At 69.7% G+C, this 25,703-nt stretch carries 21 protein-coding genes and 2 pseudogenes; 7 read left to right on the plus strand and 16 right to left on the minus strand.

Annotation, left to right across the window (positions count from 1 at the left end; all coding sequences use genetic code 11):
* Positions 1-226: 226 nt before the first annotated feature.
* The 4 genes from ACFUPX_RS19855 to ACFUPX_RS19870 all read right to left on the minus strand — a co-directional run bounded on the left by ACFUPX_RS19855 (position 227) and on the right by ACFUPX_RS19870 (position 5,352).
* Positions 227-1,429, minus strand: a complete 1,203-nt coding sequence (locus tag ACFUPX_RS19855; RefSeq protein WP_383323782.1) for a glycoside hydrolase family 1 protein — start codon at positions 1,427-1,429, stop codon at positions 227-229.
* Between the two features lie 136 nt (positions 1,430-1,565).
* On the minus strand, positions 1,566-2,909 hold the full coding sequence (locus ACFUPX_RS19860; RefSeq protein WP_383323785.1) for an MFS transporter: 1,344 nt from the start codon (positions 2,907-2,909) through the stop codon (positions 1,566-1,568).
* Positions 2,910-3,022: 113 nt separating this feature from the next.
* Entirely contained in the window at positions 3,023-4,786 is a 1,764-nt protein-coding gene (locus ACFUPX_RS19865) for a sulfatase (RefSeq protein ID WP_383323788.1), read from the minus strand.
* The gene (locus ACFUPX_RS19870) at positions 4,783-5,352 is read right to left on the minus strand and encodes a PadR family transcriptional regulator (RefSeq protein ID WP_383323791.1); all 570 of its coding nucleotides are present in this window, start codon (positions 5,350-5,352) and stop codon (positions 4,783-4,785) included. The genes ACFUPX_RS19865 and ACFUPX_RS19870 overlap by 4 nt, the downstream gene beginning before the upstream one ends.
* Positions 5,353-5,435: 83 nt before the next feature.
* Between ACFUPX_RS19870 and ACFUPX_RS19875 the strand changes: the two genes are divergently transcribed.
* Positions 5,436-6,362, plus strand: a complete 927-nt coding sequence (locus ACFUPX_RS19875; protein WP_383323794.1) for a formylglycine-generating enzyme family protein — start codon at positions 5,436-5,438, stop codon at positions 6,360-6,362.
* Positions 6,363-6,378: 16 nt separating this feature from the next.
* On the opposite strand, the gene ACFUPX_RS19880 is transcribed toward ACFUPX_RS19875, so the two are convergent.
* The gene (locus ACFUPX_RS19880; RefSeq protein WP_383323797.1) at positions 6,379-8,685 is read right to left on the minus strand and encodes a glycoside hydrolase family 3 C-terminal domain-containing protein; all 2,307 of its coding nucleotides are present in this window, start codon (positions 8,683-8,685) and stop codon (positions 6,379-6,381) included.
* Positions 8,686-8,748: 63 nt separating this feature from the next.
* Positions 8,749-10,038, minus strand: a complete 1,290-nt coding sequence (locus ACFUPX_RS19885; RefSeq protein WP_383323800.1) for an MFS transporter — start codon at positions 10,036-10,038, stop codon at positions 8,749-8,751.
* Positions 10,039-10,139: 101 nt separating this feature from the next.
* Here ACFUPX_RS19885 and ACFUPX_RS19890 point away from each other — a divergent pair, with 101 nt between their 5' ends.
* Positions 10,140-10,754: a TetR/AcrR family transcriptional regulator gene (locus ACFUPX_RS19890; RefSeq protein ID WP_383323803.1), complete on the plus strand. Its 615-nt coding sequence runs from the start codon at positions 10,140-10,142 to the stop codon at positions 10,752-10,754.
* Positions 10,755-10,758: 4 nt separating this feature from the next.
* Here ACFUPX_RS19890 and ACFUPX_RS19895 read toward each other — a convergent pair whose 3' ends face one another.
* Positions 10,759-11,367, minus strand: coding sequence for a TetR/AcrR family transcriptional regulator (locus ACFUPX_RS19895; protein ID WP_383323806.1), 609 nt, complete (start codon positions 11,365-11,367; stop codon positions 10,759-10,761).
* A 115-nt stretch (positions 11,368-11,482) separates the two neighbouring features.
* On the opposite strand from ACFUPX_RS19895, the gene ACFUPX_RS19900 reads away from it, so the two are divergent.
* Together ACFUPX_RS19900 and ACFUPX_RS19905 are read left to right on the plus strand one after the other, a co-directional pair.
* The gene (locus ACFUPX_RS19900; RefSeq protein ID WP_383323809.1) at positions 11,483-12,982 is read left to right on the plus strand and encodes an APC family permease; all 1,500 of its coding nucleotides are present in this window, start codon (positions 11,483-11,485) and stop codon (positions 12,980-12,982) included.
* Positions 12,983-12,989: 7 nt separating this feature from the next.
* Positions 12,990-13,871, plus strand: coding sequence for a carbon-nitrogen hydrolase family protein (locus ACFUPX_RS19905; protein ID WP_383323812.1), 882 nt, complete (start codon positions 12,990-12,992; stop codon positions 13,869-13,871).
* A gap of 681 nt (positions 13,872-14,552) precedes the next feature.
* Here ACFUPX_RS19905 and ACFUPX_RS19910 read toward each other — a convergent pair.
* The 3 genes and pseudogenes from ACFUPX_RS19910 to ACFUPX_RS19920 form a co-directional block, all read right to left on the minus strand.
* Positions 14,553-14,651, minus strand: a pseudogene (locus tag ACFUPX_RS19910) (3-oxoadipate enol-lactone hydrolase); the annotation flags it as partial.
* Positions 14,652-14,746: 95 nt separating this feature from the next.
* On the minus strand, positions 14,747-15,832 hold the full coding sequence (locus ACFUPX_RS19915) for a sensor histidine kinase (protein ID WP_383323815.1): 1,086 nt from the start codon (positions 15,830-15,832) through the stop codon (positions 14,747-14,749).
* Complete coding sequence (locus tag ACFUPX_RS19920) at positions 15,825-16,520, minus strand: response regulator transcription factor (protein WP_383323818.1); 696 nt, start codon at positions 16,518-16,520, stop codon at positions 15,825-15,827. Before ACFUPX_RS19920 ends, ACFUPX_RS19915 begins: the two co-directional genes overlap by 8 nt.
* 167 nt (positions 16,521-16,687) lie before the next feature.
* Between ACFUPX_RS19920 and ACFUPX_RS19925 the strand changes: the two genes are divergently transcribed.
* The 3 genes and pseudogenes from ACFUPX_RS19925 (at position 16,688) to ACFUPX_RS19935 (ending at position 19,384) form a co-directional block, all read left to right on the plus strand.
* Entirely contained in the window at positions 16,688-17,905 is a 1,218-nt protein-coding gene (locus tag ACFUPX_RS19925) for a metallophosphoesterase (protein WP_383323821.1), read from the plus strand.
* A gap of 81 nt (positions 17,906-17,986) precedes the next feature.
* A pseudogene (locus ACFUPX_RS19930) lies at positions 17,987-18,400 on the plus strand (TerD family protein); the annotation flags it as partial.
* Between the two features lie 45 nt (positions 18,401-18,445).
* Positions 18,446-19,384, plus strand: a complete 939-nt coding sequence (locus ACFUPX_RS19935; RefSeq protein WP_383323824.1) for an ornithine cyclodeaminase family protein — start codon at positions 18,446-18,448, stop codon at positions 19,382-19,384.
* Positions 19,385-19,402: 18 nt separating this feature from the next.
* Here ACFUPX_RS19935 and ACFUPX_RS19940 read toward each other — a convergent pair whose 3' ends face one another.
* The 6 genes from ACFUPX_RS19940 to ACFUPX_RS19965 all read right to left on the minus strand — a co-directional run bounded on the left by ACFUPX_RS19940 (position 19,403) and on the right by ACFUPX_RS19965 (position 25,594).
* Positions 19,403-20,731 (minus strand): sulfite oxidase, encoded by a 1,329-nt coding sequence (locus ACFUPX_RS19940; RefSeq protein ID WP_383323827.1) that lies wholly within the window; start codon positions 20,729-20,731, stop codon positions 19,403-19,405.
* A gap of 52 nt (positions 20,732-20,783) precedes the next feature.
* Positions 20,784-21,395 (minus strand): sugar kinase, encoded by a 612-nt coding sequence (locus ACFUPX_RS19945; protein ID WP_383323830.1) that lies wholly within the window; start codon positions 21,393-21,395, stop codon positions 20,784-20,786.
* 4 nt (positions 21,396-21,399) lie between these two features.
* Entirely contained in the window at positions 21,400-22,557 is a 1,158-nt protein-coding gene (locus tag ACFUPX_RS19950) for an ROK family glucokinase (RefSeq protein ID WP_383323833.1), read from the minus strand.
* A gap of 189 nt (positions 22,558-22,746) precedes the next feature.
* Positions 22,747-23,556, minus strand: a complete 810-nt coding sequence (locus tag ACFUPX_RS19955) for an ATP-binding cassette domain-containing protein (RefSeq protein ID WP_383323836.1) — start codon at positions 23,554-23,556, stop codon at positions 22,747-22,749.
* Positions 23,553-24,614 carry an ABC transporter permease gene (locus tag ACFUPX_RS19960; protein WP_383323839.1) on the minus strand — a complete coding sequence of 354 codons (1,062 nt, stop codon included), beginning with the start codon at positions 24,612-24,614 and terminating at the stop codon, positions 23,553-23,555. The genes ACFUPX_RS19955 and ACFUPX_RS19960 overlap by 4 nt, the downstream gene beginning before the upstream one ends.
* Positions 24,611-25,594, minus strand: a complete 984-nt coding sequence (locus ACFUPX_RS19965; protein WP_383323842.1) for a sugar ABC transporter substrate-binding protein — start codon at positions 25,592-25,594, stop codon at positions 24,611-24,613. Before ACFUPX_RS19965 ends, ACFUPX_RS19960 begins: the two co-directional genes overlap by 4 nt.
* Between the last annotated feature and the right edge of the window lie 109 nt (positions 25,595-25,703).

The raw sequence follows: 25,703 nt of genomic DNA on the forward strand, positions 1-25,703 counted from the left end.
CCGGGCGTTCCGCGTTGTCCCCACCGTGATCCGCTGAGCGACGGCCAAGTCCGGACCGATCCCCACCACGGCCAGCAGCTGCAGGGCATGAGCTTTCACTAGCCAGGTAGCCGGGCCAGACGAGCGTCCATATCCCGGATCTGCCCGGAGACCTGGCCAATCCGGCAAGCCAGCAGGCCAACAGGCCAACACCACCCCGCAATAACGCCGCGCCTGCGCGATGCCCTCACGCCACGCTGGGCAGCACGCGGGTGCGGCCGATGGCGCCGAGCCAGGCGGCCGAGGGCTTGGGCGTACGGACGAAGGTTTCGCGGTCGACGGCGATCAGGCCGAAGGTCGGCTCGTAGCGGCCCCATTCGTAGTTGTCCAGGGCGCTCCAGTGGAAGTAGCCGCGGATGTCGATGCCGTCGCGCATTGCGGCGGCCATGGAGTCCAGGGCGCCGGTGGTGTAGTGGATCCGGCGGCCGTCGTCGGCGGTGGCGATGCCGTTCTCGGTGACGATCAGAGGGGTGCCGCCGGTGACGGAAGCGCTGTGCCGCACGGCATGGCCCAGCGCCTGCGGGTAGTACTCCCATCCCGTGAGGGTGCGTTCCACGCCCTCGGGTACGGGCAGTCGACCGCTCGGGCCGATGAGAGTGCGGGTGTATGCCTGCACTCCGAGCCAGTCGTCGCCGCGGGCGGCTTCGAGGAAGACGTCCACACGTGGGTGCCGGAATACCGCGGCGACCTCCTCGGATCCGGGCAGGGCTTTGCACACCAGGTTGGCGACGGACCAGCCGGTACTTACGTGCGGGGCAAGGGACTTGACCGTGTCGACGGCTCGAGTGTGCGCTCGTACCAGAGCGTCGGTGGTGGCCTCGTCCGGAGCCGGCGGGTCCTCGGCGAAGTTCACGGCCCGGCCGGAGGCGATGGCGGCCTGTGCGGCAGCCATGACGGCGACAATGTTGGGCTCGTTGATGGTGCACACGTGCGCCACGTCCGTGGCGAAGATGGGTGCGGCCGCGGTGAGGTAGCGGGCGAACACTTCGTCCGATCCGATGGCGGCCCAACCGCCGCGTCGGGCGAACCACAGGGGCGTCGTGAAGTGGTGCAAGGTCACCATGGGACGCAGACCGCGTTCGCGGGCGCCCTCGACCATGCGCCGGTAGTGGGCGATGGCGGCACGGGAGAACTCGCCCGGGGCCGGCTCGATGCGAGCCCATTCGATACTGAACCGGTAATCGGTGAAGCCAAGTTCGGCCAGCAGGTCCATGTCCTCGCGCCAACGGTGGTAGCTGTCGCAGGCATCGCCGCTGGGCTCTTTGACGATGGGGTTCTCGGTGTGCTCGAACTCCCACCAGTCGCTGTTGGTGTTGCCGCCCTCGATCTGGTGGGCGGCTGTGGAGGCGCCCCACAGGAATGCCTCGGGCAGACGTCGTGCATGCGTCATGAGCTGCTTCTCTCTTCTGTGCGGCCGTGTGCGGAAAAGTCGCGGCGGGCGAGCGGGCCCGGCGGTTGGGGGCGATACAGGCGGCAGGCAGGTTGGCGCCGATACCGAGGGCGTCGCCTCGACCGTCGCCAGCGGGTCAGGTAGTGGGGTCGAGGGCCTGTTCACGGCGCGCGTGCAGTTCCCTCTGGACTCGGGCCACGTCCTCGGCGTACGAGCGGTGAAGAAGCGTAAGGAAGATGCCGTTGACCAGCATGAGGATGACGAGCGCCCACAGGAAGACGGTGCGGAGCCCGATCGCGTCGCCGAGGAAGCCGGCGCCGAGGCTGAAAGAGGCCCAGGCGATCGCCTCGAAGACGGAGACGTAGATGGCGAAGGCGGCGCCGCGCAGCTCGGGTGGGGTGATGGCCATGACCATGGGGCGATTGACACTCGGGTTGATGCCCTGGGCCGCGCCCATGAGGGCGAAGAAGACGCCGAAGAGGGCAATGCTCCCGTAGTCGAACTGGGTGCCGAGGTAGGCGAAGCCCGCAAAGGCGAACTGGGCCGCCTGAAGGACCGTGACCAGACCGTGGCGGGGGCTGCGCCGGGTGGCCCGGTCCGCCGCGAAGCCACCCAGGAGCGTGCCCAGGAAGTAGCCGACACCGAAGGGGAGCAGCACGATGGACGCTTTCTGCGTGCTGAAGCCGTACACGTCCACCAGGTAGACGACGCCGAAGGTGCCCACCAGGAGATGTCCCGACAGGAGACGGGAGACCAAGAGGACGAGCAAACTGCGGATCTTGAGGAGCGAGAGTGCCTTGGTCCAGGTCAGCTTCGAGTGGGCGTTGCGCGTGGCGCGGTCGAGGTCGGCGAGCTGTTCCTCGGACGCACCCCGCCCCGGGTCGCGAAACCACAGCCACATGGCGAGGCCGAGCAGGATGTTGAAGGTGCCGATGCCCCACAAGCCCCAGCGCCAGCCCTCGTCCATGCCCGCCAGCTGGCCCTTGAGCGGGCCGATCACCGCGCTCACCAGCGAGACGGCGCCGTAAACCACACCGACCGCGCGGCCGCGGGTCGATCCCCCGAAGAGGTCGCCGATCAGTTCGGTGATGATGGGGTGCGCGGCCGCGTAGCCTGCGGCCAGGATGGTGTAGAGGACGACGAGTTGGGTGAAGTTCTGCGAGTAGCCCGCAGCCACCCCCCACACGCCCCAGAGCCCGGTGGCCACGACGAGGACGCTCTTGCGCGACCAGCGCTCCGCCACCCACACCCACAGGGGCCCGGTGAAGGCACCCGCTATCTTCCCGGCGGCGGTCAGTATGCCGAGCGCGCCCAGCGAGACCCCGAGGGACTGCCGGATCAACGGGAAGAGACTGCTGACCAGGCTCGCCTCGGTGCTGTCGACCAGCATGGTGCCGCCGAGCAGGGACAACTGCCGCCAGCGCCCTTTCACCCGCACCTCGGGTCTGGGCATGACGGGGCTCTGGCTAAGCTCGGGCATCGGGCCGTCTCTTTTCTCTGTGACTTTCTTCGCGGGAGGTCTGCGGGAAGGGGAGGTCGTACGCCGGTGACGGGGCGGCAACCCCGTCACCGGCTCAAGTGGCCACGAGGGCCTCAGAGCTTTGCGAGCTCCTCGGCGACCCGACGGAGACTCGGGGGCGGGAACAGCGCACCCGCCATGGCGGCGACGTCGATGAGCGGTGTCGCGCCGATCATCTGCAGCAGCTCCGAGTCGGCGACACCGGGCAGGTGTGTGCGCAGCACCTCGACGGCGACCGGATCGGAGATCAGTGCCTTGAGTGGGGTGTGCAGCGAGAGGCGGCCCTGCGGATAGTCCTCGGCCCGCGGCAGTGGCTGCGCGGCACGCTCCGCCTGCTCACGCTGGGAGCGGACCAGCAAGTGCTGCTCCGTGACCGGCCCAAGGGCAGGCAGGCCGAGGCGTTCGTACTGGCTGGGCGGCGCGTCGTTGGCCCGCATCAGCTCCACCAGCAGGGTGGCCATGCGCAGTTCGGCGGCATCGTCGACCAGTGGATTCTCCTGCTCGGGGTCGGTCTCCAGGTCGAACAGGAGCGTGCCGTGGTGGTAAGGGTTGACGAGGGTGCGGCCCGGCACACGCAGGGTGCGCACGTTCTTGGTGAAGGCGAACGGCTCGGCCAGTTCCAGGTCCACGAGTTCGGCGGGCGAGAAGCGACCCCGCATGTGGGTCGGCATCAGAGTGTGTTCGTACAGGGGCGCGTTGTCGGGTGAGGCGGGCGCCCGCATGTAGACGTAGCGGCCGTCCGTGATGTTGACGTGTCCGCCGTGGATGCCGAACAGGCCCGCCTCCCGCACCGGGGTGTCGTCAGCGACCGGGAGTGGCGCACCCTGCATGTCGGTGGGACGGTCGACGCCGAAGAACTCCAGCAAGGTCGGCGCCACGTCCACGGTCTGCACCAGCGCCGAACGCCGCTCGCCCGCGGCGGGGTTGCGCGGGTCCCAGGCGAACAGCGGCAGATGGACCAGTTCGTTGAACCATGGCTGGACGCTCTTGCCCCACCAGCCCTTCTCCCCCAGCAGCAGCCCGTGGTCGGTGTTGACGATCAGCAGGGTGTCGTCCCACAACTCCAGCTCGTCCATGATGTCCAGGACCCGGCCGAGCGAGTGGTCGCACATCGACAGGAGCGCCCCGTACTCGAAGCGGGCGTGCTCCACCTGGCCATCGGTTTCGACCACACGCTTGTAGTCGGGCCAGTCGAAGTGCGGACCGTCGTAGTCGTGAGGGTAGAGGTCCTTGTAGGGCTGGTGGCTGAAGAACGGCTCGTGCGGGTCGAAGGTCTCGATCTGCACGAACCACCGGTCGGCGTCCTGGTTCGTCCGCACGAACTCCAGGCCCGCGTCGAAGGTGAGGGTCTGCGGGTGCCGGTCCTCCGTCGCCATGTGGGGACGGTTCACCCAGTCCTGGCGGTAGGAGCCGAACCGCATCCGCTTCAGGTCGTCGGGTATCTCCGGGTCGGCCACCTGGCCCTTCCACGGGTCGCCCTCCTGTCCGCGGAAGAACTCCCAGGTGTTGTAGCGGCCGTGGTAGGTGGCGCCGCCGTCCTCCCAGTAGTGCGGGTGGTCGCTGACGAGGTGGGTGTAGACGCCGTTCTGCTTGAGGAGTTCGGGCATGGAGTCGTCGAACGGCTCGAGGGGGCCCCAGCTGCGGTGCAGGAAGTTGTGCCGCCCGGTGTGCAGTTCGCGGCGGGCCGGCATACAGGGCATCGAACCGGCGTACGCGTTGTCGAAGGTGACGGCCCGCTCGGCAAGGCGGGCAAAGTTCGGTGCGTGGGTCCAGTCGCCTCCGTACGGCGGCAGCATGTGCCGGTTGAGGCTGTCGAACATCACCATGATCGCCCTCATCGGACGGGGTTCCCTTCTGTCAGGCTGCGCAGGGTCCGCTCCAGCCAGGCCACCCAGCGGTCCATGGCGGACGCGCCGAGCGTGTGGAGGGCCTCGTGGACCTGAAGGTCGAGGTCCTGGTCGAGGCCGGGTGCCGGGTCCTCGTAGGTCAGGGTGCGATCTCGGTCCCGGTTCTTGGCGATCTGCGCACGGCGGTGTTCCAGTTCGGCCCCGACGATCCGGATCGCGGCCTCTTTGTCGAGCGGCGCCGCGACGCTGAACCGCGCGAGGAAGTCGATCTCCTGGAAGCGGCTGGGCGGTTCGTAGGGCGAGCGCACCCATCCCAGGAGGACCTCGCGCCCGCGCGGTGTGAGCCGGTACACCTTGGCGTCCGGGCGGCCTTCGCGCGCGTCGACCTCGTGCCGCACCCAGCCGTCGACCTCCATCTGCCCGAGCTTGCGGTAGATCTGACTGTGGTGGGCTCGCGCCCACAGGAACTGCCCCTCGACCTCGAGCCACTTGCGCAGGTCGTACCCGCTGTAGGGGCGACGGGCCAGCAGGCCGAGCAGGACGTACTCGAACTTCACGGACGTGGACTCCCTTGTGCGGAAGCGGTGTGCGATCTTGCTATGTGCAGTCTCACCTAGGTGAGAATTCATATACTCGCGTCATGGAGACGTCAATGGGATGTTGCGTACCGGAAACCCGGATCCGCTTCACCGGCCCGCTGCCCGCGCCAGCCCACACACCGCCCGCGCACGCCCAAGTCGAGCTCCCCAGAGACGAGTTCTTGATGGGCGACTCCTTCGGCGAGGGCTATCCGGCGGACGGTGAACAGCCGGTGCACGCGGTACGCGTCACCCCGTTCGCCATCGACGTCACGACGGTGACCGTGGCGATGTTCCGGGCCTTCGTCGACGACACGTCGTGGGTGACCGTCGCCGAACAGGAGGGCAGCTCGGCCGTGTTCCACCTGGCCGTCGCCGCCGAGCGGGCCGACGTCATCGGGAGGGACCCGGCAGCCCCGTGGTGGCTGGACGTATGGGGAGCCGACTGGCGCCACCCCCATGGCCCGCTGTCCACTGCGGAGCCGGACCACCCGGCGGTGCACGTGGCCTGGGACGACGCCATGGCGTACTGCGCGTGGGCGGGCCGCCGCCTGCCGACCGAGGCCGAGTGGGAGTACGCGGCCCGCGGTGGAATCGATGGCCGCCGCTTCGCATGGGGAGATAAACTCGCCCCCGACGGACGGTGGTTGTGCAACATCTGGCAGGGCACGTTCCCGTACGCCAACACTGGTGCGGACGGCTGGCTGGCGACCGCACCGGTCCGCACGTACCCGCCCAACGGCCACGGCCTGTATGAAGTCGCAGGGAACGTCTGGGAGTGGTGCGCGGACTGGTTCGCCCCCGACTACTACGCCCACTCCCCCGCCGCCGACCCCAAGGGGCCGCGGAGCGGCGAGCGCCGTGTCATGCGCGGCGGCTCCTACCTGTGCCATCACACCTATTGCCACCGTTACCGCGTGGCCGCCCGCTCGGCCAACACGCCCGCCTCCAGCAGCGCGAACTGCGGCTTCCGTACGGTCGCCGCGTGAGGGGTCACGCCGGGGGTCAGGAGGTCTCCTTGCTCCCGGTGCCCGCGGCCGACCGCACCGTCTCGACCAGTTCCTGTACGTCGTCGAAGCCCAGGGGGACGATCGGGAGCCCGGCGAGCTGGCTGAGGCGCATGTTGGCCACCATCCGGTGACGGGGGCTTCCCTCCTTGGGGTAGGCGTCGCCCATGGTCTTCTGGACCCGGCGCAGGAGTGCCTCGATGGCCGGGCCGCCCACGGGGTGGGCGAGCCATACCTCGACGGTCGAGTCGGCGTCCGGCTGCTCGGCGTGGGCGTCGCCCGTGACCGGGACGGTTGCGCTCAGCCGGATGTCGCGGCTGGAGGCCCCGATGTCGATGCGGTGGTCGGCGTCCTCGACGAGCCAGGTGTCGGCTGCGGTGTCGAAATAGGCGAGGTCGGCGCGGGAGATGCGGACGGTGACGTTCTGGGTCTCGCCAGGCGTGATCCACACGGTGGCGAAACCCTTCAGCTCCCGTACAGGGCGCCGGACCCGCTCCCCCGGCGCGGCCACGTACACCTGGACGACCTCATGGCCTGCCCGCTCCCCGGTGTTGGTGACCGCCACGGTGACATCGAGCCCGGCGTCGTCCGAGACCACGCGCAGGTCCGCGTAGTCGAAGGTGGTGTACGAGAGGCCGTGCCCGAAGGGGAAGGAGACCGCCATGTCGCGAGCGTCGTAGTGGCGATAGCCGACGAACAGGCCCTCGCTGTATGTGACATGACCGTTCTCGCCCGGCCAGGCCAGGTGCGCCGGGGTGTCGGCGAGTCGCTGCGGGATCGTCTCCGCGAGGCGGCCCGACGGGTTCTCCCGGCCGAACAGCAGATCAGCGGTGGCCGAGCCGGCGGCCTGACCGAGCAGCCAGCCCTCCAGGACGGCCGGTACGTCGTCGATCCACCCGGCCAGGCGGACCACGCCACCGTTGGCGAGGACCACGACGGTGTTCGGGTTCACTGCGATCACGGAGGCGAGCAACCGGGTCTGCTCGGCCGGGAGTTCGATGTGCTCGCGGTCGTAGCCCTCGGACTCGAGGCTCGGCGGAAGACCGAGGAAGAGCACGGCGACGTCCGAACTCTCGGCCGTGCGGACGGCCTCCTCGTGCAGCGTGGCCGCGTCGGTGTCCGGAGCGTCGACGGGGAAGCCGGGAGCGAAGGTGATGTGCGCCGCGGGTGCGGCCTCGCTGACCGAGGTCAGTGCGGAGTCGAGCCGGGTCGGGGTCACGCGCGAGCTGCCCTCGCCCTGGTAGCGCGGCGTGCGTGCGAACTCGCCGATGAGCGCGATGCGTTGGGGTGTGGCGGGGTCCAGGGGGAGGAGCGCGCCTTCGTTCTTGAGCAGTACCGCCCCGCGCGTGGCGACCTCGCGGGCCAGGTCGTGGTGGGCAGCCGGGTCGAAGGAGGCGTCGGGGCGCGCGTGCGCGGTCGCCTTGCGGGCGAGTGCCACGACCCGCGCGGCGCTGCGGTCCAGTGCTTCCTCGGACAGTTCACCGGATTCCACGGCCGTGACGGCCCGGGCGGGGCCGGCGCCGGACGAGGACGGCATCTCCAGGTCGAGCCCGGCTGCGAGGGCCCGCGCCCGGTCGACGACGGCTCCCCAGTCGGAGACGACCACGCCGTCGAATGCCCACTCGCCCCGCAGGACGTCCGTCAGAAGCCACGGATTCTGTGACGCGTGCACTCCGTTGACCCGGTTGTACGCGCACATGACGGTCCAGGGCCGGGCTTCGGTCAGCACGCGGCGGAAGGCCGGGAGGTAGATCTCGCGCAGGGCCCGTACGTCGATGTCCGCACTGACCGACATGCGGCCGGTCTCCTGATTGTTCGCGGCGAAGTGCTTCACCGAGGCCCCGACACCCTGCGCCTGCAGTCCCTTGACCCAGGCCGCTCCCAACACTCCACTGAGCAGCGGGTCTTCGGAGAAGTACTCGAAGTTGCGTCCGCACAGCGGGCTGCGCTTGATGTTGACGCCTGGTCCGAGCAGCACGTGCACGCCGTGTGCGAGGCACTCTCGGGCTAGTGCCCCGCCGACCCGCCCCGCAAGGTCGGTGTCCCAAGTGCAGGCCAGGGTGACGGCCGGCGGGAAGCAGGTGGCCGGAGCGCTGCCGTTGATGCCCAGTTGGTCGGCCTGGGTGTCGTTCTGCAGCCGCAGTCCATGGGGGCCGTCCGAGAGGCGGAACTCCGGGATCCCGGCGTCGGGGAGTGCGGTGGTGTGCCACCAGCCCGCGCCGGTGGTCAGATCGGCCTTCTCGGCGAGGCTCAGCCGGGCGACCGTCTCGCCGGGCGTCTGCGCCGACTGATGCAGGTTGTTCATGCCTTCTCCTTGGAGCGTGGTGCGGGTTGATGCGCGGTGGGAGATTGCGGTGGTCGGCTGCGGTCAGCGGACCCCCTTCACTCGCAGGACCGCCACAGCACCGAGCAGCGCGAAGGCCATGGCGAGGGGGAAGAGCGTCCGGTACCCGCCGAGCCACAGGACGACGGCTCCGGCGATGGCGGGGGCAAGGACCTGCGGCAGGGTGGCCGCGACGTTCACGACGCCGAGGTCACGGGCGAAGGAGCGCTCGGACGGCAGCACTTGAGAGATGAGGGCGGTGTCCACGCCCTGGAAGCAGCCGAAGCCGACGCCCACCAGGAAGGCCATCGCGGTCATTCCGGCCATGGTGGGGACGGCGAAGGGGATGAGCATGGCGCAGCCGATGAGGGACGCCGAGGCCACCACGAACACCTTGCGCCGACCGAGCCGGTCCGAGAGGGGTCCGCTGACGACAGCGGCCGGGAGCAGCCCCGCCACGGCGCTCAGTGCGAGAGCGGGGACATGGTCGATGGCCTCGTCGTGCAGGCCGATGTAGTCCTGGAGGATGTAGAGCTTGTAGCCGATGACCAGGAAGTACGACAGGTTGGTGCACAGCCTGCCGATGAACACCCAGAAGAAGTCCGGGTGTTTGCGCGGGTTCGGCAACAGCTCACCTAGGAACTCCCGTACACGGAAGGGCCCTTGGGGCGCATCCCGGCTCGAGTGGTCCGGGTTGAGGGTCACGAGGACGACCGCCAGGGTCGTCGCGAGCGCGGCGAGCAGTACGTACGCCGTGGTGATCCGGTCGTCGAAGACGGCGGCAAAGACCTGGCCGAGCAACGAGCCGCACATGGCGCCGAGGCCGAAGACGGTGGAGAACAGGCCCCGCTTCTGCGGCGGCACCCGGTCGGGCATGACGGCCGAGAGCGGCCCCATCGCGAAGTTGTAGCCGATCTGCACCAGGCACCAGAGGGCCGCCATCGCCGGTATGGAGTGTGTGAACGCCATGCCGATCAGGGCCAGGCCACCGGTCGCCGTGCCGGCCACGATCCAGGGCCCGCGCCTCCCGAAGCGGCTGCGGGTCCGGTCCGAGACGGCTCCCGCGACGGGCTGGGCGACCATCGCGACGAGCGCGCCCACCGTGGTGACGATCGCGAGCGTGCCGACCTTCGCTTCCTCGCCGACCGTGCGCTGGATCTGGAGGGCGAGGAGGGTGCTGGGGACGGCTCCCCATACGAGGGCGATGCCGAGGTTGGCGGGGCCGATGCATGCCATGAGGCGCCGCAGCGCCCGGCCGTCGACCGGCGGGGCCACTCCCGCCGGATCGGCAGGGAGCGCGAAGGGAGCACGGAGCTCCCCAGGGGGTCTCGCCATCGGGACCTTCTTTCGGTGGGCCGCATCTGCGACTGGCAAGAAACAGTACGGCGTACTGTTTTTGCGGGCAAGGGTTCGCGCAGGCGGAATAGGGTGGGCGTGTGAAAGCCAGAAGCTCCTACCCCAAGGGGGTCGCCAAGCGCGAGGAGATCCTCAAGGTCACCCTTGAGATCTTCGGCCGCGAGGGCGAGCGGAACACCACCCTGCGGACGGTCGCCAACGAGAGCGGCATCAGCCTGACCGGGCTGATGCACTACTTCGAGTCCAAGGACCACCTGCTGACCGAGGTCCTGCGCGCCAGCGACCGGGCGGCCGAGGCCCGCTTCCGCGGCCCGGACGCCGTACGTGATCCGGGCGAGTTCCTGGCCCGGGCCCTGACGGCGAACGCCGCCAACTCCGCCCGCGTACGCCTCTACGTCACCCTCGCCGCAGCCTCCACCGACCCCGCACACCCGGCGCACCCGTATTTCAAGGAACGCTTCGCCCTGCTTCGAGCCACGATCGCCGAGCAACTCGCGGCCGAGCAGCGGGCGGGCCGGGAGAACCCCGACCTCGACCCAGCCTTCACCGCCTCCGCCCTCGTCGCGGCGTCCGACGGCATCCAACTCCAGTGGCTGAGCGACCCTGACATCGACATGGCGGGCCAGGTCCGCCGCGTCTGGCGGATGCTCACGGCGACGCCCGGCCCATCGGACGCCGCCGCATCAAGCACGTAGCGCTTCAGACACGGTCGGCCAATTCATGGCCCGTGACCGCGCGGGCATAGGCGTGCAGGGCGGTGATCACTTCGGCGCGGGTGCGGCGGCCGGCGAGGACTTCCATCTGATAGCCGTCCTCCATGGCGACGAAGCTGGCGGCGAGCAGGCGTGGCGGGTCCTGCAACGCGAAGTGCCCCTGAGCCTGCCCCAGAACCAGGATTCCTGAGTACACGGCGATCTGGCGTTCCGTCAGCGCACTGTCGAGGGCCGCGGCCTTGGCGTCACGCAGGCAGCGCGGCCAGTACTCGAAGAGCAGCCGGGTCAGCGCGTCGTCGGGTCCGCTGGCAACCCCCTTGTCGATACAGGATTCGAGTTGGTCGCGTGCGTCGGTGAAGCGGTTCGCGGCCCGTTCGCGTTCCTGGCTGTAGCGCTCGATGGCCTGCTGGTAGGCCGCGTGGACCAGAGCGTCCAGGTCGCCGTAGTAGAGCACCGCGGCGGGGGTGACCCCCGCCTCCTCCGCGACATCACGCAGACGCAGACCCTCAAGACCGCGCGCCACCAGAGCGCGCTCCACAGCCTTGCCCAGCTCAGCCCGACGGGCCTCCTTGCTGCTGCCCTTTCTCGCCGCCACGATCCCCTCACCATTCTGTTGTATCCAGTTTTAAAGATAACCCTGCACCTATTGACGATCCAGGCACCCCAGTCTTAAATCTGCGTTTAACAAACCTGCGCCCCACGGAGGCACCATGCCCGACCCAACCGACGCCGAGGCCAGAACGGGGCCTGCTCCCGCCCCGGGCAAGGGGCTGCGCGGGGGCTCGGTGGGCCTGCTCGCCTCAGTCACTCTCGGCCTGTCCTGCGTCGCCCCGGCCTACAGCATCGCCGTCACCCTCGGCTTCGTGACCCTGACCGTCGGGAATCTCGCGCCGGCCGCACTGCTGCTCGGCTTCGTCCCGATCCTGCTCACCGCGTTCGCCTTCCGCGAGCTGAACCGCGAGATGCCGGACTGCGGCACCACCTTCGTGTGGACCACCCGCGCGTTCGGGCCGCTGACCGGCTGGCTCACCGGCGGCTGGGTGGTGCAGGTCGCCACACTCATCGCGATGACGGCCCTCTCCCAGGTCGGCGCGACCTACCTGCTCCAGTTGCTCGGCCTTCACTCCCTCGCCGACAGCAGCGTGGCCGTGACGATCACCGCGGTGGCTCTCCTTGCGGCGGTCACCTCGATCGCCTACCGGGGCCTGCATCTCGCGGCGTCCGTCCAGTACGTACTGCTCGGCCTGCAGTTGGCGGCCCTGCTCGGCTTCGGGGCCGCCGCCTTCGCCCGGCCCGGCGCCGTCACCCCGTCCCTGACTTGGCTCAACCCCTCCGCCATCGACGGCTTCGGCCCCTTCGCCGAGGCGGTGATGCTGTGCCTGTTCATCTACTGGGGCTGGGACGCGCTGATCACCGCGAACGAGGAGACGCGTGACGGGGAACGCGTCGCCGGTCAGGCCGCCGTCATCTCCACCCTCGTACTCCTTGGGACCTACCTGTTCACCGCCTTCGCGGCGATCAGCTTCGCCGGCACCGGCACCGGCGGCACCGGGCTCGGCAACCCCGACAACGCCGCCGACATCCTGTCCACCCTCGCCCCACCGGTCCTCGGCACAGCGCTGGCCAAGGTGATGCAGCTGGCCGTCTGCGTGTCCGCGGTCTCCGCCCTGCTCACCAGCCTCGTCGGCTCCTCCCGCGGCACCCTGTCCATGGCTGCCCACGGCGCCCTGCCAGCCGACTTCGCCCGCATCCACCCCCGGCACCGCACCCCCGGCTTCGGAACCCTCTTCGTCGGCGCGACGGCCGCGTGCCTGCTCGTCCTGCTCACGCTCGTCTCCACCGACTTCCTCGGCGACGCGATCCTGTGCATCGGACTGCTGATCGCCTGCTACTACGGCACCACCGCGCTCGCCTGCGTCTGGTACTTCCGCGGGCAGCTGCGGAACTCACTCCGCGACCTGCTGCTGCGCGGAATCCTGCCCCTGCTGGGCGGGCTGATGATGCTGGCCGCCTTCGCCCGCAGCGCCCACGACATGTACGACCCGGCCTACGGCAGCACCTCCTTCCACGGCATCGGCGGAGTCTTCCTCCTCGGCGCCGGCTCCATAACCACCGGAGCCCTGGCCCTGACCATCGCCCGCAGCCGCTTCCACCGCTTCTTCCGCGACGGCCGCACCACGGTGGCCGCACTCACCATCACCGAGGACTGACACGCTCATGCGCACGCTCGCCATCGCCGCCCTGCAGACCACCCCCGTGCCTCACGACCTCGATGCAAGTTGGCAGCGCTTCGCCGACCAGGTCCGAACCACCCGCGACTTGTTCCCCCATGTCCAACTCGTCGTCGTGCCCGAGCTGTTGCTCGCCGCAGAAGGTGCCCTGCTGCAGCCGTCACCCGACGACTGGATGGAACAGGCCGCCGTCACGATCCCCGGCTCGCTCACCGATCGGCTCTGCGCCCTGGCAGCGGAGACCGGCTTGTGGCTGGTCCCGGGAAGCGTGTACGAGCGCGCGGAGGACGGGCACGTCTACAACACCGCCTTGGCCGTCTCCCCGGAGGGTGAGATCACCGCCCGCTACCGCAAGGTCTTCCCCTGGCAGCCGTACGAGAAGACCGCCCCCGGCCACGAATTCACCGTCTTCGACATCCCCGGCGCCGGCCGGGTGGGCCTGGCCATCTGCTACGACGGCTCGTTTCCCGAAACAGTGCGCCAACTCGCCTGGCTGGGCGCGGAGATCGTCATCCAGCCCACCCTTACCCCCACCCGCGACCGGGAGATGGAACTGGTCTGCGCACGCGCCAACGCCTGGACCAACCAGGTCTACGTCATCAACGTCAACGCTAGCGACCCGGCCGGGGTCGGACAGAGCACCGTCGTCGACCCAGAGGGCATCGTGCGCCAGCAGGCCGGCCCCGGCGAGGAGATCCTCGTCGACGTACTCGACCTCGACACCGTCGCCCGGGTACGCAACTACGGCTCCGCAGGCATCAACCGCCCCTGGAGCCAACTCGCCCGCTACGGGGAGTCGCTGAAGCTCCCGATGTACGGCGGCGAAGGAATACACACACCGGACTGGCTCCAGGAAGAGACCCCGTAACGCCTCCCTCAGGAATCAACCACGAGGCTTTAAGAGTCCCTGGTGATGATTCGGCGCCGAAGGCGTGCGTACGAGACCAGCAAAGCCATCCGGAGTTGGTAGAGGTATCCGAGGGCCGCTGCGGATGCTTCGAAAGGATCGGACTGCCCGCTCATTACATCCTTCGATCCTGGCCCGCTCACCGTCTGCGTCCGGTGATCTTATCGAGCAGACTGTGCGTGATTACGGCTTTCGCGGACACTCAGCTCACGAATCACCGTCGCCGCCGCTTCTGCGCCAGGAGTGCAGGGTTCGTGGGGCAGGGGGCATCTCTTCCCGGGGCGTGTGCATGCCACACGTGGTATGGCCTGCGATGCCCACGCAGCCGTCAAGGGCTATGACCTTGTTCGCTGTGGGGATCCCCTGCCGCGGGCTGCTGATTGGCCTTACCATCCGCATCGCTCCTCTGTGGCCTCGAAAGCGGCGAGCCGGAGTGCGACGGCCCCCTGCACAGACGCAGATCCCTTCTGACCAGCCACACAATGAAGCCCCACCGGAGCAGACCGACGGGGCTTCATTACGTTCCAGGTGTCACCTGCGAGTCACGAACCCCATGGACACCTACCTACCCCACGGCCCCGAACCCGGACATACATGCCCGGTCTGGACTGGATGGACGTCTCTGGACGCCTTCGCCTACCTGTGCCAGGTGGTGCCCAGTGAGGGACCCAAGATCAGGACAGGAGCGTCTTCCGGCCCGTCAAAGCGGTATTGCAGGGTGTTCATCGGTGTCTCACTCACTCGCCCGACCCTCTCATCTGTCACGACAGCCCCTATGAGCGGGGTCATGGCGTAACTGTATGACGAGGTGGAAGACCTCCCGGGCCGCGTCGGGCTCACCCTCCTGACGCCGCGGGCAGTTCCACGGTGATGCGGAGCCCGCCTGCGGGGCGTGGGGTGAGGGTGAGGGTTCCGTCGTGTGCATCGGTGATGGTCTTGACGATGGCCAGGCCCAGGCCGACGCCTGCCTGGTCGGTGTGGACGCGCTCGGTGCCGCGCCGGAAGGGTTCGGTGAGGGTCGCGACCAGTTGTGGGGTGAGCTGCTCGCCGGTGTTCTCGACGGTGAGCACCACGCTCTTGGGGTGGACGCCGGTGTGGACCCGGACGGTGCCCCCATCCGGCACGTTGTGGACGATCGCGTTGTGTACGAGGTTCGTGGTGAGCTGCAGCAGGAGCGCGGGCGAACCGGTCGTGGGCGCGATGTCGCCGCTGGTGGCGAGGGTGACACCGTGCTTGTGCGCGAGCGGGTGGAGCGTTTCGGCTGCTTCCTCGGCGACGAGGGACAGGTCGACGTGCTCTCGGGTGAAGGAGCGCCGACTGGCGCGGCTGAGGAGGAGCAGGGCCTCGGTGAGGTCGATGGCGCGGGTGTTGACGGTGTGGAGGCGGTCGACGAGTTCGCCGGTGTCGTGGTGCGGATCGGCGCGGGCGACGTCGATGAGTGCCTTGGAGATCGCCAGCGGGGTACGCAGTTCGTGCGAGGCGTTGGCGGCGAATCTCTGCTGTCCCGCGACGTGTGCTTCGAGCTGGGCGAGCATCGTGTCGAAGGCGTCGGCGAGTTCGCGGAACTCGTCGTTGCAGCCCGGCAGTTGGATCCGGTGGGACAGCGATCCGGCTGCGGCCGTGCGGGTGGCGTGGGTGATGCGGTCCAGGGGGGCGAGCATGCGTCCGGCGAGGATCCATCCTCCCAGGAGGCCGAAGACCAGGAGGAACACCATGACCGCGGCTGCCGTGGGCCCGAACCCGCGTACGAGATCGATGCCCGGACTCTGTTTCCAGGCTCCCGCTTCGTTGGTCCGCAGCCATCCTTTGCGGAGCAGGAAGAGCCCCGCGGCGCCGAGCAGCAGGGACCCCGCGAGCATGAGGAATCCGGCGTAGCTGAGGGTGAGTTTGAGGCGCACGCTCCATCCGGGCCGCCTATCCACGGTCACCGCCCCCGTGCCCGGTGCCGCGCGTGGTGTCGATGCGGTAGCCGACGCCCGGCACGGTGGCGATGAGCCAGGGTTCGCCGAGGCGTTTGCGCAGGGCCGAGACCGTGATGCGTACGGCGTTGGTGAACGGGTCGGCGTTCTCGTCCCACGCGCGCTCCAGGAGCTCCTCGGCGCTGACGACACCGCCTTCGGCGGCTACGAGGACTTCGAGGACCGCGAACTGTTTGCGGGTGAGCGCGATGTAGCGGTCGTCTCGGTAGACCTCGCGGCGGAACGGATCGAGGCGCAGGCCCGCGATCTCGCGCACCGGCGGCCGGTTGTGCGCGCGCCTGCGGTCCAGAGCCCTGAGCCTGAGCACGAGCTCCAGGAGTTCGAAAGGCTTCGTGAGGTAGTCGTCGGCGCCGAGTTCGAACCCGGATGCCTTGTCGTCGAGCCGGTCGGCCGCGGTGAGCATGAGGACGGGCATGCCGCTGCCGGAGGCGACGATGCGCTTGGCGATCTCGTCGCCGGAGGGGCCGGGAATGTCGCGGTCCAGGACGGCGATGTCGTACGTGTTGATGTTCAGCAGTTCCAGAGCCGTATCGCCGTCACCGGCGATGTCTGCCGCGATCGCTTCCAGGCGCAGGCCATCGCGGATGGCCTCTGCCATGTAGGGCTCGTCCTCGACGACCAAGACACGCATGTCCTCAAGGCTACGAGCCGGCACATATCGTCGGCGTATCGAATCGTCGGCGAATCGAAACCCGCGTACGCGCTGTCGGCACCGGCGGTGGCGGCCAGGGATCTGGAGCTTCTGGCGGCCGGATAAAGTGCGCGCGACGGCAACCTGGTCGTTCGAGGAGGGCAAGCGTGACCGACACCAGCGACACCCGATCCGCCGACAGTGCGGCGCACGCGGCCCAGCAGAGCCGGTTGCGCCGCCTGATGCGCTACCTCCCCCTGGTCGCCCCCGTCCTGCTGTGGACCGTGCCCTGCTGGCTGCTGCTGCACGCCGGCCAGCACTGGCCGCTGCCCGTCGCGCTGGGCGGCACCGGGCTTTTCCTCCTCGGCCTGATCACCATGCCGCTCGCGATGATGCGCGGCCACGGCAAGCGGCAGCAGGACGGGGCGGCGATCGTCGGGGACACCCTCCTCGGGGCCGGCTGGGTGCTGTTCGCCTGGTCCGTCCTGCTCGGTGTCCTGCTGCGGCTCGCCCTGACCGTGACCGGCGTCGGCGACGGCCAGGACCGGGCCCGGATCGTCACCTGGGCGGTCCTCGGCACGGCCGCCGTGCTGCTCGCCTGGGGGTACGCCGAGGCGCGCCGGGTGCCGCGGGTGCGCCGGCTCGACGTACGACTGCCGCGCCTGGGAGCCGGATTGGACGGCACGCGCGTCGTCCTCATCACCGACACCCACTACGGCCCGCTCGACCGTGCCCGTTGGTCGGAGCGGGTCTGCGCGAAGGTCAACACCCTGGAGGCGGACCTGGTCTGCCACACCGGCGACATCGCGGACGGCACGGCCGAGCGCCGCCGCGCCCAGGCCGCCCCGCTCGGCACCGTGCAAGCCAGCCGGGCCCGCGTCTACGTCACCGGCAACCACGAGTACTACAGCGAGGCCCAGGGCTGGGTCGACCTGATGGACGAGCTGGGCTGGGAGCCGCTGCGCAACCGCCATCTGCTGCTCGAACGCGGCGGCGACACCCTCGTGGTCGCGGGCGTGGACGACGTCACCGCCGAGTCCTCCGGCCTGGCCGGCCACGGTGCCCACCTCGCCGGAGCCCTGGACGGCGCCGACCCCGACCACCCCGTCCTGCTGCTGGCCCACCAGCCCAAGTTCGTCGACCAGGCCGCAGCGGGCGGCGTCGACCTCCAGCTCTCCGGCCACACCCACGGCGGCCAGATCTGGCCCTTCCACCACCTGGTCCGCATCGACCAGCCCGCCCTCGCCGGTCTCAGCCGCCACGGCGCCCGCACCCTGCTCTACACCAGCCGGGGCACCGGCTTCTGGGGCCCGCCGTTCCGCGTCTTCGCGCCCAGCGAGATCACCCTGCTCGTACTCCGCCGGGGCGAGGACCTTCGTTCCTGACGTACGCGTGGGCAAGAGGGTGCCGGAGCTCTTGTCAGGATGGTTGTTTCCGCAGCAGGCTCCTATGACAGAGGAGTATTCAAGGGCCGGCTGCACGCCGAGATCAGGATCGAGAGCGCGCCCGGCACCCTCCAGCTCACCGCGGACCTCCGCCTGAGCCGGCTCCGTACGTCGATGGCGGTCCCCGCGCCCGAGCAGGGCTACCCGCTCACCTGGGTGAAACGCCTGGTGAAACAGTTGTCCGACGCCCCCGCAGACCTCCACGTCCAGACCCTGCTGCACGGTGAGGCTCCGGGGCCGCGCGGCACCTTGGAGAAGCTCCGGCCGGAACCGGCGGACCTGCTCCCCGTCCCGGGCAGCCCGATCACCGGCTTCCGGCTGTCCCTCTCCCGGGGGCTCGGCAGCACGCGCGGCAACGCGGAGTCGGGATTCATCCGCAGTGTCGACCAGGCGGTGGAGGTGTTCTATAAGGGGGTGATCATGAGTGTGACGTGACGCGAGCAACCGCCCCCCAGCGGGCGGCCCCGAAAGGACCCAGACATGAGCCAGGCCCCGCCCTACATCGACGCCGACGCGATCGCCCGGCTCGTGCCGATGTCCGCCGCCGTCGAGGCGGTGGAAGCCGTCCTCAGGACCGGTCTGGACCCGGAGTCGGAGCCCCCGCGGGGGGTGGTGGGCGTACCGGGCGGCCAGCTCCTCATGATGCCGTCGTCGACCGCGTCGTACACCGGGGTGAAGGTCGCCACGGTCACCCCCCAGAACGCGGCGCGCGGCCTCCCCCGCGTCCAGGGCGTGTACCTCCTCCTGGACGGCGAGACCCACACCCCGCTGGCCCTGCTCGACGGAATCGCCCTGACCTCCCTGCGCACCCCGGCGGTCTCAGGTGCCGCGATCAAGCACCTCGCGGTCCCGGAGGCCCGCCGCCTCCTGGTCTTCGGCACCGGCCCGCAGGCCTGGGGCCATGTGGAGGCGGTGCGCGCGGTGCGCCCGGCGCTGGACCACGTGGACGTGGTGGCGCGCAACCCGGAGCGCGTGGCGGCCTTCGTCGCCCGTTGCCGCGATGCGGGCCTGTCGGCGGCGCCCGCGACCCCGGCGGACGTCGCCACCGCCGACGTGGTCTGCTGCTGCACGACGGCCCGAGAGCCACTGTTCGACAGCACACTGCTCCCGCCCCACGCGACGGTCGCGGCAGTGGGCTCGCACGAACCGGACGCGCGCGAGGTGGACGAACGCCTCCTGGAGCGCGGCCTGGTGGTGGCGGAGTCCCACGAGGTGGCGCGGCGGGAGTGCGGCGACATCGTGCTCGCGGTGGACGCGGGGGCCTTCGACATGGGTCGGCTGCGGACGCTGGGCGAGTTGGTGCGGGGCGAGGTGAAGATCGCCGATGACCGGCCCCGGTTGTTCAAGTCGGCGGGGATGGCCTGGGAGGACCTGGGGGTGGGGGCCGCCGCGTACGAGGGGTGGAGGGGCCGCGGCTGACCCCGGGGCCCTCCGGCCTCACACCACCTTCACCGCATGCCGCACCACCGCGTCGAACAAGTACCCCTGCGCGTTGTGCACCGTCACCTCCGGCTGCGTACGCCCCGTGCTGTCCGTGGCGCGGGCCAGGAGTGTGGCGGGGCCGGGGGTTCTGGGGTGCCAGGGGGTGGTCCAGCGGGTCCAAGTGGCGCGGTGGGGGGTGTCCTTGAGGTGGGCGCGGCGCCATGTCGTGCCCGCGTCCGTGCTGACGTCCACCCGCGTGATCGCGCCCGTCGCCGACCATGAGCGGCCGGTGAGGTGGTGGGTCGTGGATGCCTCGATGCTTGCGTTCAGGGGGAGTTCGAAGGCGGACTTCAGGGTTTGGCGGGTCAGGGGGGCGCTGCCCTCCGGGGGGTACGCCTCGCCGAACAGGCGGTAGAACTGGGTGTTCCAGGGGGAGTAGAGGGGCGTCGACGCGACCTCTATGTCGCCCACCCATTTGATCGACGCGATGCCCACCCAGCCCGGCACCAGGACCCGCACCGGGTAGCCGTGGTCCGCGGGGAGCGGGGCGCCGTTCATCTCGTACGCCAGGATCACGTCGTCCAGCGCTTTGGAGAGCGGCAGGGGGCGCCGGACCCGGCCCAGGTTCGTGCCGTCGTCCGTGACGTACTCCGCGTCCAGGCCGCTCGGCAGCACGTCCACCGCGTCCCGCGACACGCCTGCCCGGCGCAGGACTTCGGAGAGGCGTACGCCGCGCCAGCGCGCGTTGCCGATCGCTCCCAGGGTCCAGGCCGTGCCCGAGGCCGGCCGGCCCTGCTGGGTGGTGAAGAAGCTTCTGCCGTTGCCCGCGCATTCGACGAAGGCGGTGCGTGACGTCGAGGGGAGGCGTTTGAGGTCCGCGAGAGTGAACTCCCTTTCGCCGCCCGTCAGTCCGTCGCCCCAGATCCTCAGCCGCCAGGTCTTCGCGTCGATGCGCGGCGTCGCGGTGTGGTTGCGTACGAAGAAGTGGGACGCGGGGGTGTGGAAGCCCGTTCCCGCGAGCGCCTCGAACTTCGTCTCCGCGTTCGTGCCGCGGATCGTGAAGCGGTCCGCGGGGAGCGGCTTCACGATTCCGGGGGCCGCGGTGCCGGTCGCCGCCCGCGCCCGGGGTGCTGCCAGCGTCATCGGCAGCGTCGCCGCCCCCGCGAGCGCCCCCGCAGCCGCCACGAGGCGCAGCATGTCCCTGCGTGCCACCCCGTCCGCACGGGCCTGCCCCGCGAGCCACTGGGCCCCTCGGCGTCTGTCGTACTCCGCTTCAAGAATCCCTTCGGAGTTCCCCGCGGAATTCTCTTCGGATGGTCCGGCGGACGTCCCTGTGGAGATCATGGCGACATCGTATGAGCCGCCCATCGGTCAACTCACCGATGAAACACGCCAGTTACGGAGTTGTCGTAGACACTACATAGACCATCGGGTGGTCCGGGTTGACGCGGTTCACCACCACGTCCAGGGTCGGCACCGGGTCCTTCTGCACGTGGGTGAGGCCCAGCCAGGGGCCCGGGTCCGTGAACTCCCAGCCGACCACCTTGCGGTCGCGCTTGCTGATCGTGATGTCGTTCTTCTTCAGCGTCTTCGTGCTGGAGCCGATCTCCTTGAGGAACTTGTCCAGGCCCTTGTTGCTCGTCAGGAACTGGGCGTAGAGGCGGCTGGTGCGCCAGTTGTTCGTCTCGTAGTAGGCGACCTCCCGGGAGTAATGCGGGATCGGTACGTCGTAGAGACGGCGCTGCACCTTGGAGGGCCAGCCCGCGGTGAGGCCGGTCGCGGAGTACTTGGCCTCCTTGTCGCGGCCGCTGTTGCGGCTCTGGTTGGCGGAGATCACCAGGTAGCCGGCGGGTACGCCGATCAGGAGCACGATGATCGTGGCCGTCAGCCAGCGGCGGCGGAGCATGTGACGGCGGTCCTCGCGGGGGCTGCCGCCCTCGTCGGCGGGGTCCGGGGAGCCCGGGGAATCCGCGGAGTCCGGGGACGAGGGTTGTCGGGGCACGGTCATCTGTTTACTGAGTCCCCTGAGAGGTGCGGTCGTTGGTGCGGCGCGCTTCCGCGAAGCGCTCGTAGCGTTCGTGGCGCTCCACCCGGCGGCGGTTCGCCCGGCGGAAGCGGCGTGCCACCAGGCGGGCCAGGTCGGCGGCGCCCACCATGCCCGCCTCGGGGCCCAGCTGGGCGCGGGCGATACGGGCCTCGGGGCGGTAGCCGCGGCCGGTCAGCTGGCGGCGGAACGCGTCGCGTGCCGGGCCGATCAGGAGGTCGTCGGCGGCCGAGACGCCGCCGCCGATCACGAAGCAGGACGGGTCGAGGGCCGCCGCGAGGTTCGCGATGCCGACGCCGAGCCACTGGCCGATGTCCTGGAGGAGCTCGACGCACATCGCGTCGCCGTCGCGGGCCAGCTCCGTGATCAGGGGGCCCGTGATGTCGGGGATGTTGCCCTTGACGCGCTCGATGATCCCGTACGCGACCGGGGAGTCGGCCGCGGCGAGCTCGCGGGCCTCCCTGACCAGCGCGTTCCCGGAGCTGTACTGCTCCCAGCAGCCGCGGTTGCCGCACGGGCAGCGGTGGCCGCCGGGGACGACCTGCATGTGGCCGAACTCGCCGGCCACCCCGAACTTGCCGCGCTTGACCTGGCCGTCCTCCAGGATCGCGCCGCCGATGCCGGTGCCGAGCGTGATCATGACCAGGTGGTCCTCGCCGCGGGCCGCGCCGAAGCGCCACTCCGCCCAGGCGGCGGTGTTCGCGTCGTTGTCGACGAGCACGGGGACCGCGAGGCGGCCGGAGATGCGGTCGCGCAGCGGTTCGTTGCGCCAGGACAGGTGCGGGGCGAACAGGACGCGGTTGCGGTCCGCGTCGACCCAGCCCGCCGCGCCGATGCCCACCGCGTGCACGTCGTGCCGGTCGGAGAGGTCGAGGACCAGCTCGACGATGGTGTCCTCGACGACCTTGGGGCTCTTGGACTTGTCCGGGGTCTCCGTGCGGAGCGTCTCCAGGATGTTGCCGTCGGCGTCGACGACGCCCGCCATCACCTTCGTGCCGCCGATGTCGATGCCGACGGTGGGGACGCGGGGCGCCGTCAGATGTGATCGGCGCTCACGCGTGCCCACGGTCCGCAGGACGGTGGCTCGGGCGGAGCCACGGTGCGCGAGGTCGCGGTAGGTGCTCATTGCGGCGATTCTGCCTCACACTCGCGGGGGCGCGCACAACGGACCCGGTGCGCCCCGTCAGGGGCGCGGGGAACTGCGCGAGCAACCACAAGAAAGCCGCAGTCGCGTCTGCTGGGTCACGGAGCAGTCGCGACTGCGGCTTTTCCTGGGCTGAGCGCGCAGTTCCCCGCGCCCCTGACGGGGCGCTCCTCAGCGCTTCTCCAGTTCGTGGCGCAGGTCATCCAGCTCGGAGCCGCCCGCCATCTGGCGCGTCAGCTCGTCCAGGGTGATCTCGTCGCGCGCGTAGCTGCCGGACATCGTGCCCCGCTTCAGGAGGACGAAGCGGTTGCCGACCAGGTACGCGTGGTGCGGGTTGTGGGTGATCAAGACCACTCCGAGGCCCGCGTCCCGCGCGGCGGCGACGTACTTCAGGACGACACCCGACTGCTTGACTCCCAGCGCCGCCGTCGGCTCGTCCAGGACGAGGACCTTGGCGCCGAAGTGGACGGCGCGCGCGATCGCCACGCACTGGCGCTCGCCGCCCGACAGGGTGCCGATGGGCTGGTCGACGTCGCGCAGGTCGATGCCCATGCGCAGCAGCTCCGCGCGGGTCGTCTCGCGCATGAGGTCGACGTCCAGGCGCTTGAAGGGGCCCACGCCCTTCGTCGGCTCGGAGCCGAGGAAGAAGTTGCGCCAGACAGGCATCAGCGGCACCACGGCGAGGTCCTGGTAGACCGTGGCGATACCGCGGTCGAGGGCCTCGCGCGGCGAGCCGAGCTTCGCGTCGGCGCCCTCGATGCGGAAGGAGCCCGCGTCGTGCCGGTGCAGTCCCGCGATGATCTTGATGAGGGTCGACTTGCCCGCGCCGTTGTCGCCGAGGACGCAGGAGATCTCGCCCGCGTGGACCTCCAGGGAGACGCCTTCGAGGGCGCGGATGTTGCCGTAGTACTTACTGACGTCGTCGAGCTCGACGAGGGGGGTGCGCTCCGTCACGGGCGTCGCGTCGGTCACTTCCGTCATTTCGTCGCCTCCGCGCGCTTGCGGACCCAGTGGTTGAGCAGGGTCGCCAGGAGCAGCATCACTCCGAGGAAGAACTTGAACCAGTCCGGGTTCCACTCGGCGAACACGATGCCCTTGCTGACCATGCCGAAGATCAGGGCGCCCACGGCCGCGCCGACCGCCGAGCCGTATCCACCGGTGATCAGACAGCCGCCGATGACGGCCGCGATGATGTAGATCAGTTCGTTGCCGACGCCTTCGCCCGACTGGACGACGTCGTACGAGAAGAGCAGGTGCTGACCCGAGATCCAGGCGCCGAAGGCGACGCCCATGTAGAGGCCGATCTTGGTCATCGCGACCGGGACGCCGACCGCGCGGGCCGCGTCCTCGCCGCCGCCGACCGCGAAGATCCAGTTGCCGACGCGGGTGCGGAGCAGGATCCAGGTGGCGACCGCGATCAGGCCGAGCCACCAGAGGATCGTGATCTTGAAGTCGACGCCGCCGATGGTGATCGTCGAGGCGAAGACGTCCTTGGCGGAGGAGAAGCCCTCCATGTCGGAGATCGACTTCGTGGAGACCGTGCCGCTGATCAGCTTGGTGAAGCCGAGGTTCATGCCGGTCAGCATCAGGAACGTACCGAGCGTGATGATGAAGCTCGGCGGGTCGGTGCGCGTCAGCATCACGCCGTTGAACACGCCGACCGCGAGGGTGGCGATCAGCGAGACCAGGACGCCGACCCAGACGTTGGCCGTCATCTGGTAGCTGAACATCGACGAGATCAGCGCGGAGGTCGTCACCATGACGCCCGCCGACAGGTCGAACTCGCCGCCGATCATCAGGAGCGCCACCGGCACCGCCATGATGCCGAGCGTCGATGCCGCGTAGAGCACCGTGGCGAGGCTGTTGGTCTGCAGGAAGCTGTCCGCGGCGATCGAGAAGAAGACGAAGACGGCGATGGCGCCGACGACGGAGCCGAGCTCGGGGCGCCCCATCAGCTTCTTCAGGGGCGACGCCTTCAGGAGTCGCTCGTCGGTCTTGGTGCCCGGCGAAGGCGCCGGCGCCGGTGCGGTGGCTGTCATCGCGTCCCTCGCTTCGCGTATTCCTCCAGCTTGGCGGCCTGGTCCTTGGTGATGATCTGCGGTCCGGTGAGGACCGGCTTGCCGCCACCGAGGACATCGGCGTTGTACTTGTAGAGCCAGAGCAGGTCCACGGCCTCGTACCCCTGGAGGTAGGGCTGCTGGTCGACGGCGAAGCCGAGCGTGCCGTCCTTCAGGCCCGCCGCGACCTTCTCGTTCAGGTCGAAGGTGTCGATCTCGGCGTCGCTGCCCGCGCTGTCCGCGGCCTTCACCGCGGTGTCCGCGAAGGGCGCGCCGAGCGTGACGACCGAGTCGATGGACTTGTCGGACTGCAGCCGGGCCTCGATGGAGGACTGCACGTCGGGCATGTTCGTGCCGGTCACGTACAGGTTCTGCATCTTGCCGTCGAAGGTCTTGTCGGCGCCTTCGCAGCGCTGCTCGTGGCCGACGTTGCCCTGCTCGTGCAGGATGCAGAGCGCCTTCTTCTTGCCGCGCTTGTTGAGCTCCTCGCCGACGGCCTCGCCCGCGATCGTCTCGTCCTGACCGATGTGGGTGAGCGCGCCGAACGCCTTGGACTCCGCGGAGCCGGAGTTCACGGTGATCACCGGGATGCCGGCCTTCTCGGCACGGGCCAGGGCGCCCTTCATCGCGGCGGGCTTGGCGAGGCTGACGATGATGCCGTCGACCTTCTTGTCGATGTACGAGTCCACGAGCTGGGCCTGCTGCTGGGCCTCGGCGTTGTGGGAGTAGAGGAAGTTGATGTTGTCCTTGCGGGCCGCCTGCTCGGCGCCTTCCTGGACGATGTCCCAGAACGTGTCGCCGTCACCCGAGTGGGTCACCATCCCGAACGTCCACTTCGGCGTGTTCACCGCGGCCTTGCCCTGTGCCGTTGCCGCCTTGCGTGCGTCCTCGGCGCGCTTGCCACCGGTGCTGCTGCACCCCGCGAGGGATACCCCGAGCACCGCGACCAGCACGGCGCCCACCGCACGTACCCCTGTCTGAACCCTTGCCACGACGCCGTGCCCTTCTAGCTCTGCTCCTCGGTGAGGCCGGTCCGGATCCCCGGCCCCAGCCGCCCAAGTATCGACCACG

Source organism: Streptomyces sp. NPDC057302 (genome assembly GCF_042667685.1).
Lineage (GTDB): Bacteria > Actinomycetota > Actinomycetes > Streptomycetales > Streptomycetaceae > Streptomyces.

Excerpts from the sequence above, each read along its gene's own strand:
- ACFUPX_RS19885 (WP_383323800.1), bottom strand. The coding sequence starts at position 10,038 with ATGGCGAGACCCCCTGGGGAGCTCCGTGCTCCCTTCGCGCTCCCTGCC.
- ACFUPX_RS19935 (WP_383323824.1), top strand. The coding sequence starts at position 18,446 with ATGAGCCAGGCCCCGCCCTACATCGACGCCGACGCGATCGCCCGGCTC.
- ACFUPX_RS19875 (WP_383323794.1), top strand. The coding sequence starts at position 5,436 with ATGGAGACGTCAATGGGATGTTGCGTACCGGAAACCCGGATCCGCTTC.
- ACFUPX_RS19860 (WP_383323785.1), bottom strand. The coding sequence starts at position 2,909 with ATGCCCGAGCTTAGCCAGAGCCCCGTCATGCCCAGACCCGAGGTGCGG.
- ACFUPX_RS19960 (WP_383323839.1), bottom strand. The coding sequence starts at position 24,614 with ATGACAGCCACCGCACCGGCGCCGGCGCCTTCGCCGGGCACCAAGACC.
- ACFUPX_RS19950 (WP_383323833.1), bottom strand. The coding sequence starts at position 22,557 with ATGAGCACCTACCGCGACCTCGCGCACCGTGGCTCCGCCCGAGCCACC.
- ACFUPX_RS19940 (WP_383323827.1), bottom strand. The coding sequence starts at position 20,731 with ATGATCTCCACAGGGACGTCCGCCGGACCATCCGAAGAGAATTCCGCG.
- ACFUPX_RS19955 (WP_383323836.1), bottom strand. The coding sequence starts at position 23,556 with ATGACGGAAGTGACCGACGCGACGCCCGTGACGGAGCGCACCCCCCTC.
- ACFUPX_RS19920 (WP_383323818.1), bottom strand. The coding sequence starts at position 16,520 with ATGCGTGTCTTGGTCGTCGAGGACGAGCCCTACATGGCAGAGGCCATC.
- ACFUPX_RS19880 (WP_383323797.1), bottom strand. The coding sequence starts at position 8,685 with ATGAACAACCTGCATCAGTCGGCGCAGACGCCCGGCGAGACGGTCGCC.
- ACFUPX_RS19900 (WP_383323809.1), top strand. The coding sequence starts at position 11,483 with ATGCCCGACCCAACCGACGCCGAGGCCAGAACGGGGCCTGCTCCCGCC.
- ACFUPX_RS19855 (WP_383323782.1), bottom strand. The coding sequence starts at position 1,429 with ATGACGCATGCACGACGTCTGCCCGAGGCATTCCTGTGGGGCGCCTCC.
- ACFUPX_RS19945 (WP_383323830.1), bottom strand. The coding sequence starts at position 21,395 with ATGACCGTGCCCCGACAACCCTCGTCCCCGGACTCCGCGGATTCCCCG.
- ACFUPX_RS19905 (WP_383323812.1), top strand. The coding sequence starts at position 12,990 with ATGCGCACGCTCGCCATCGCCGCCCTGCAGACCACCCCCGTGCCTCAC.
- ACFUPX_RS19865 (WP_383323788.1), bottom strand. The coding sequence starts at position 4,786 with ATGAGGGCGATCATGGTGATGTTCGACAGCCTCAACCGGCACATGCTG.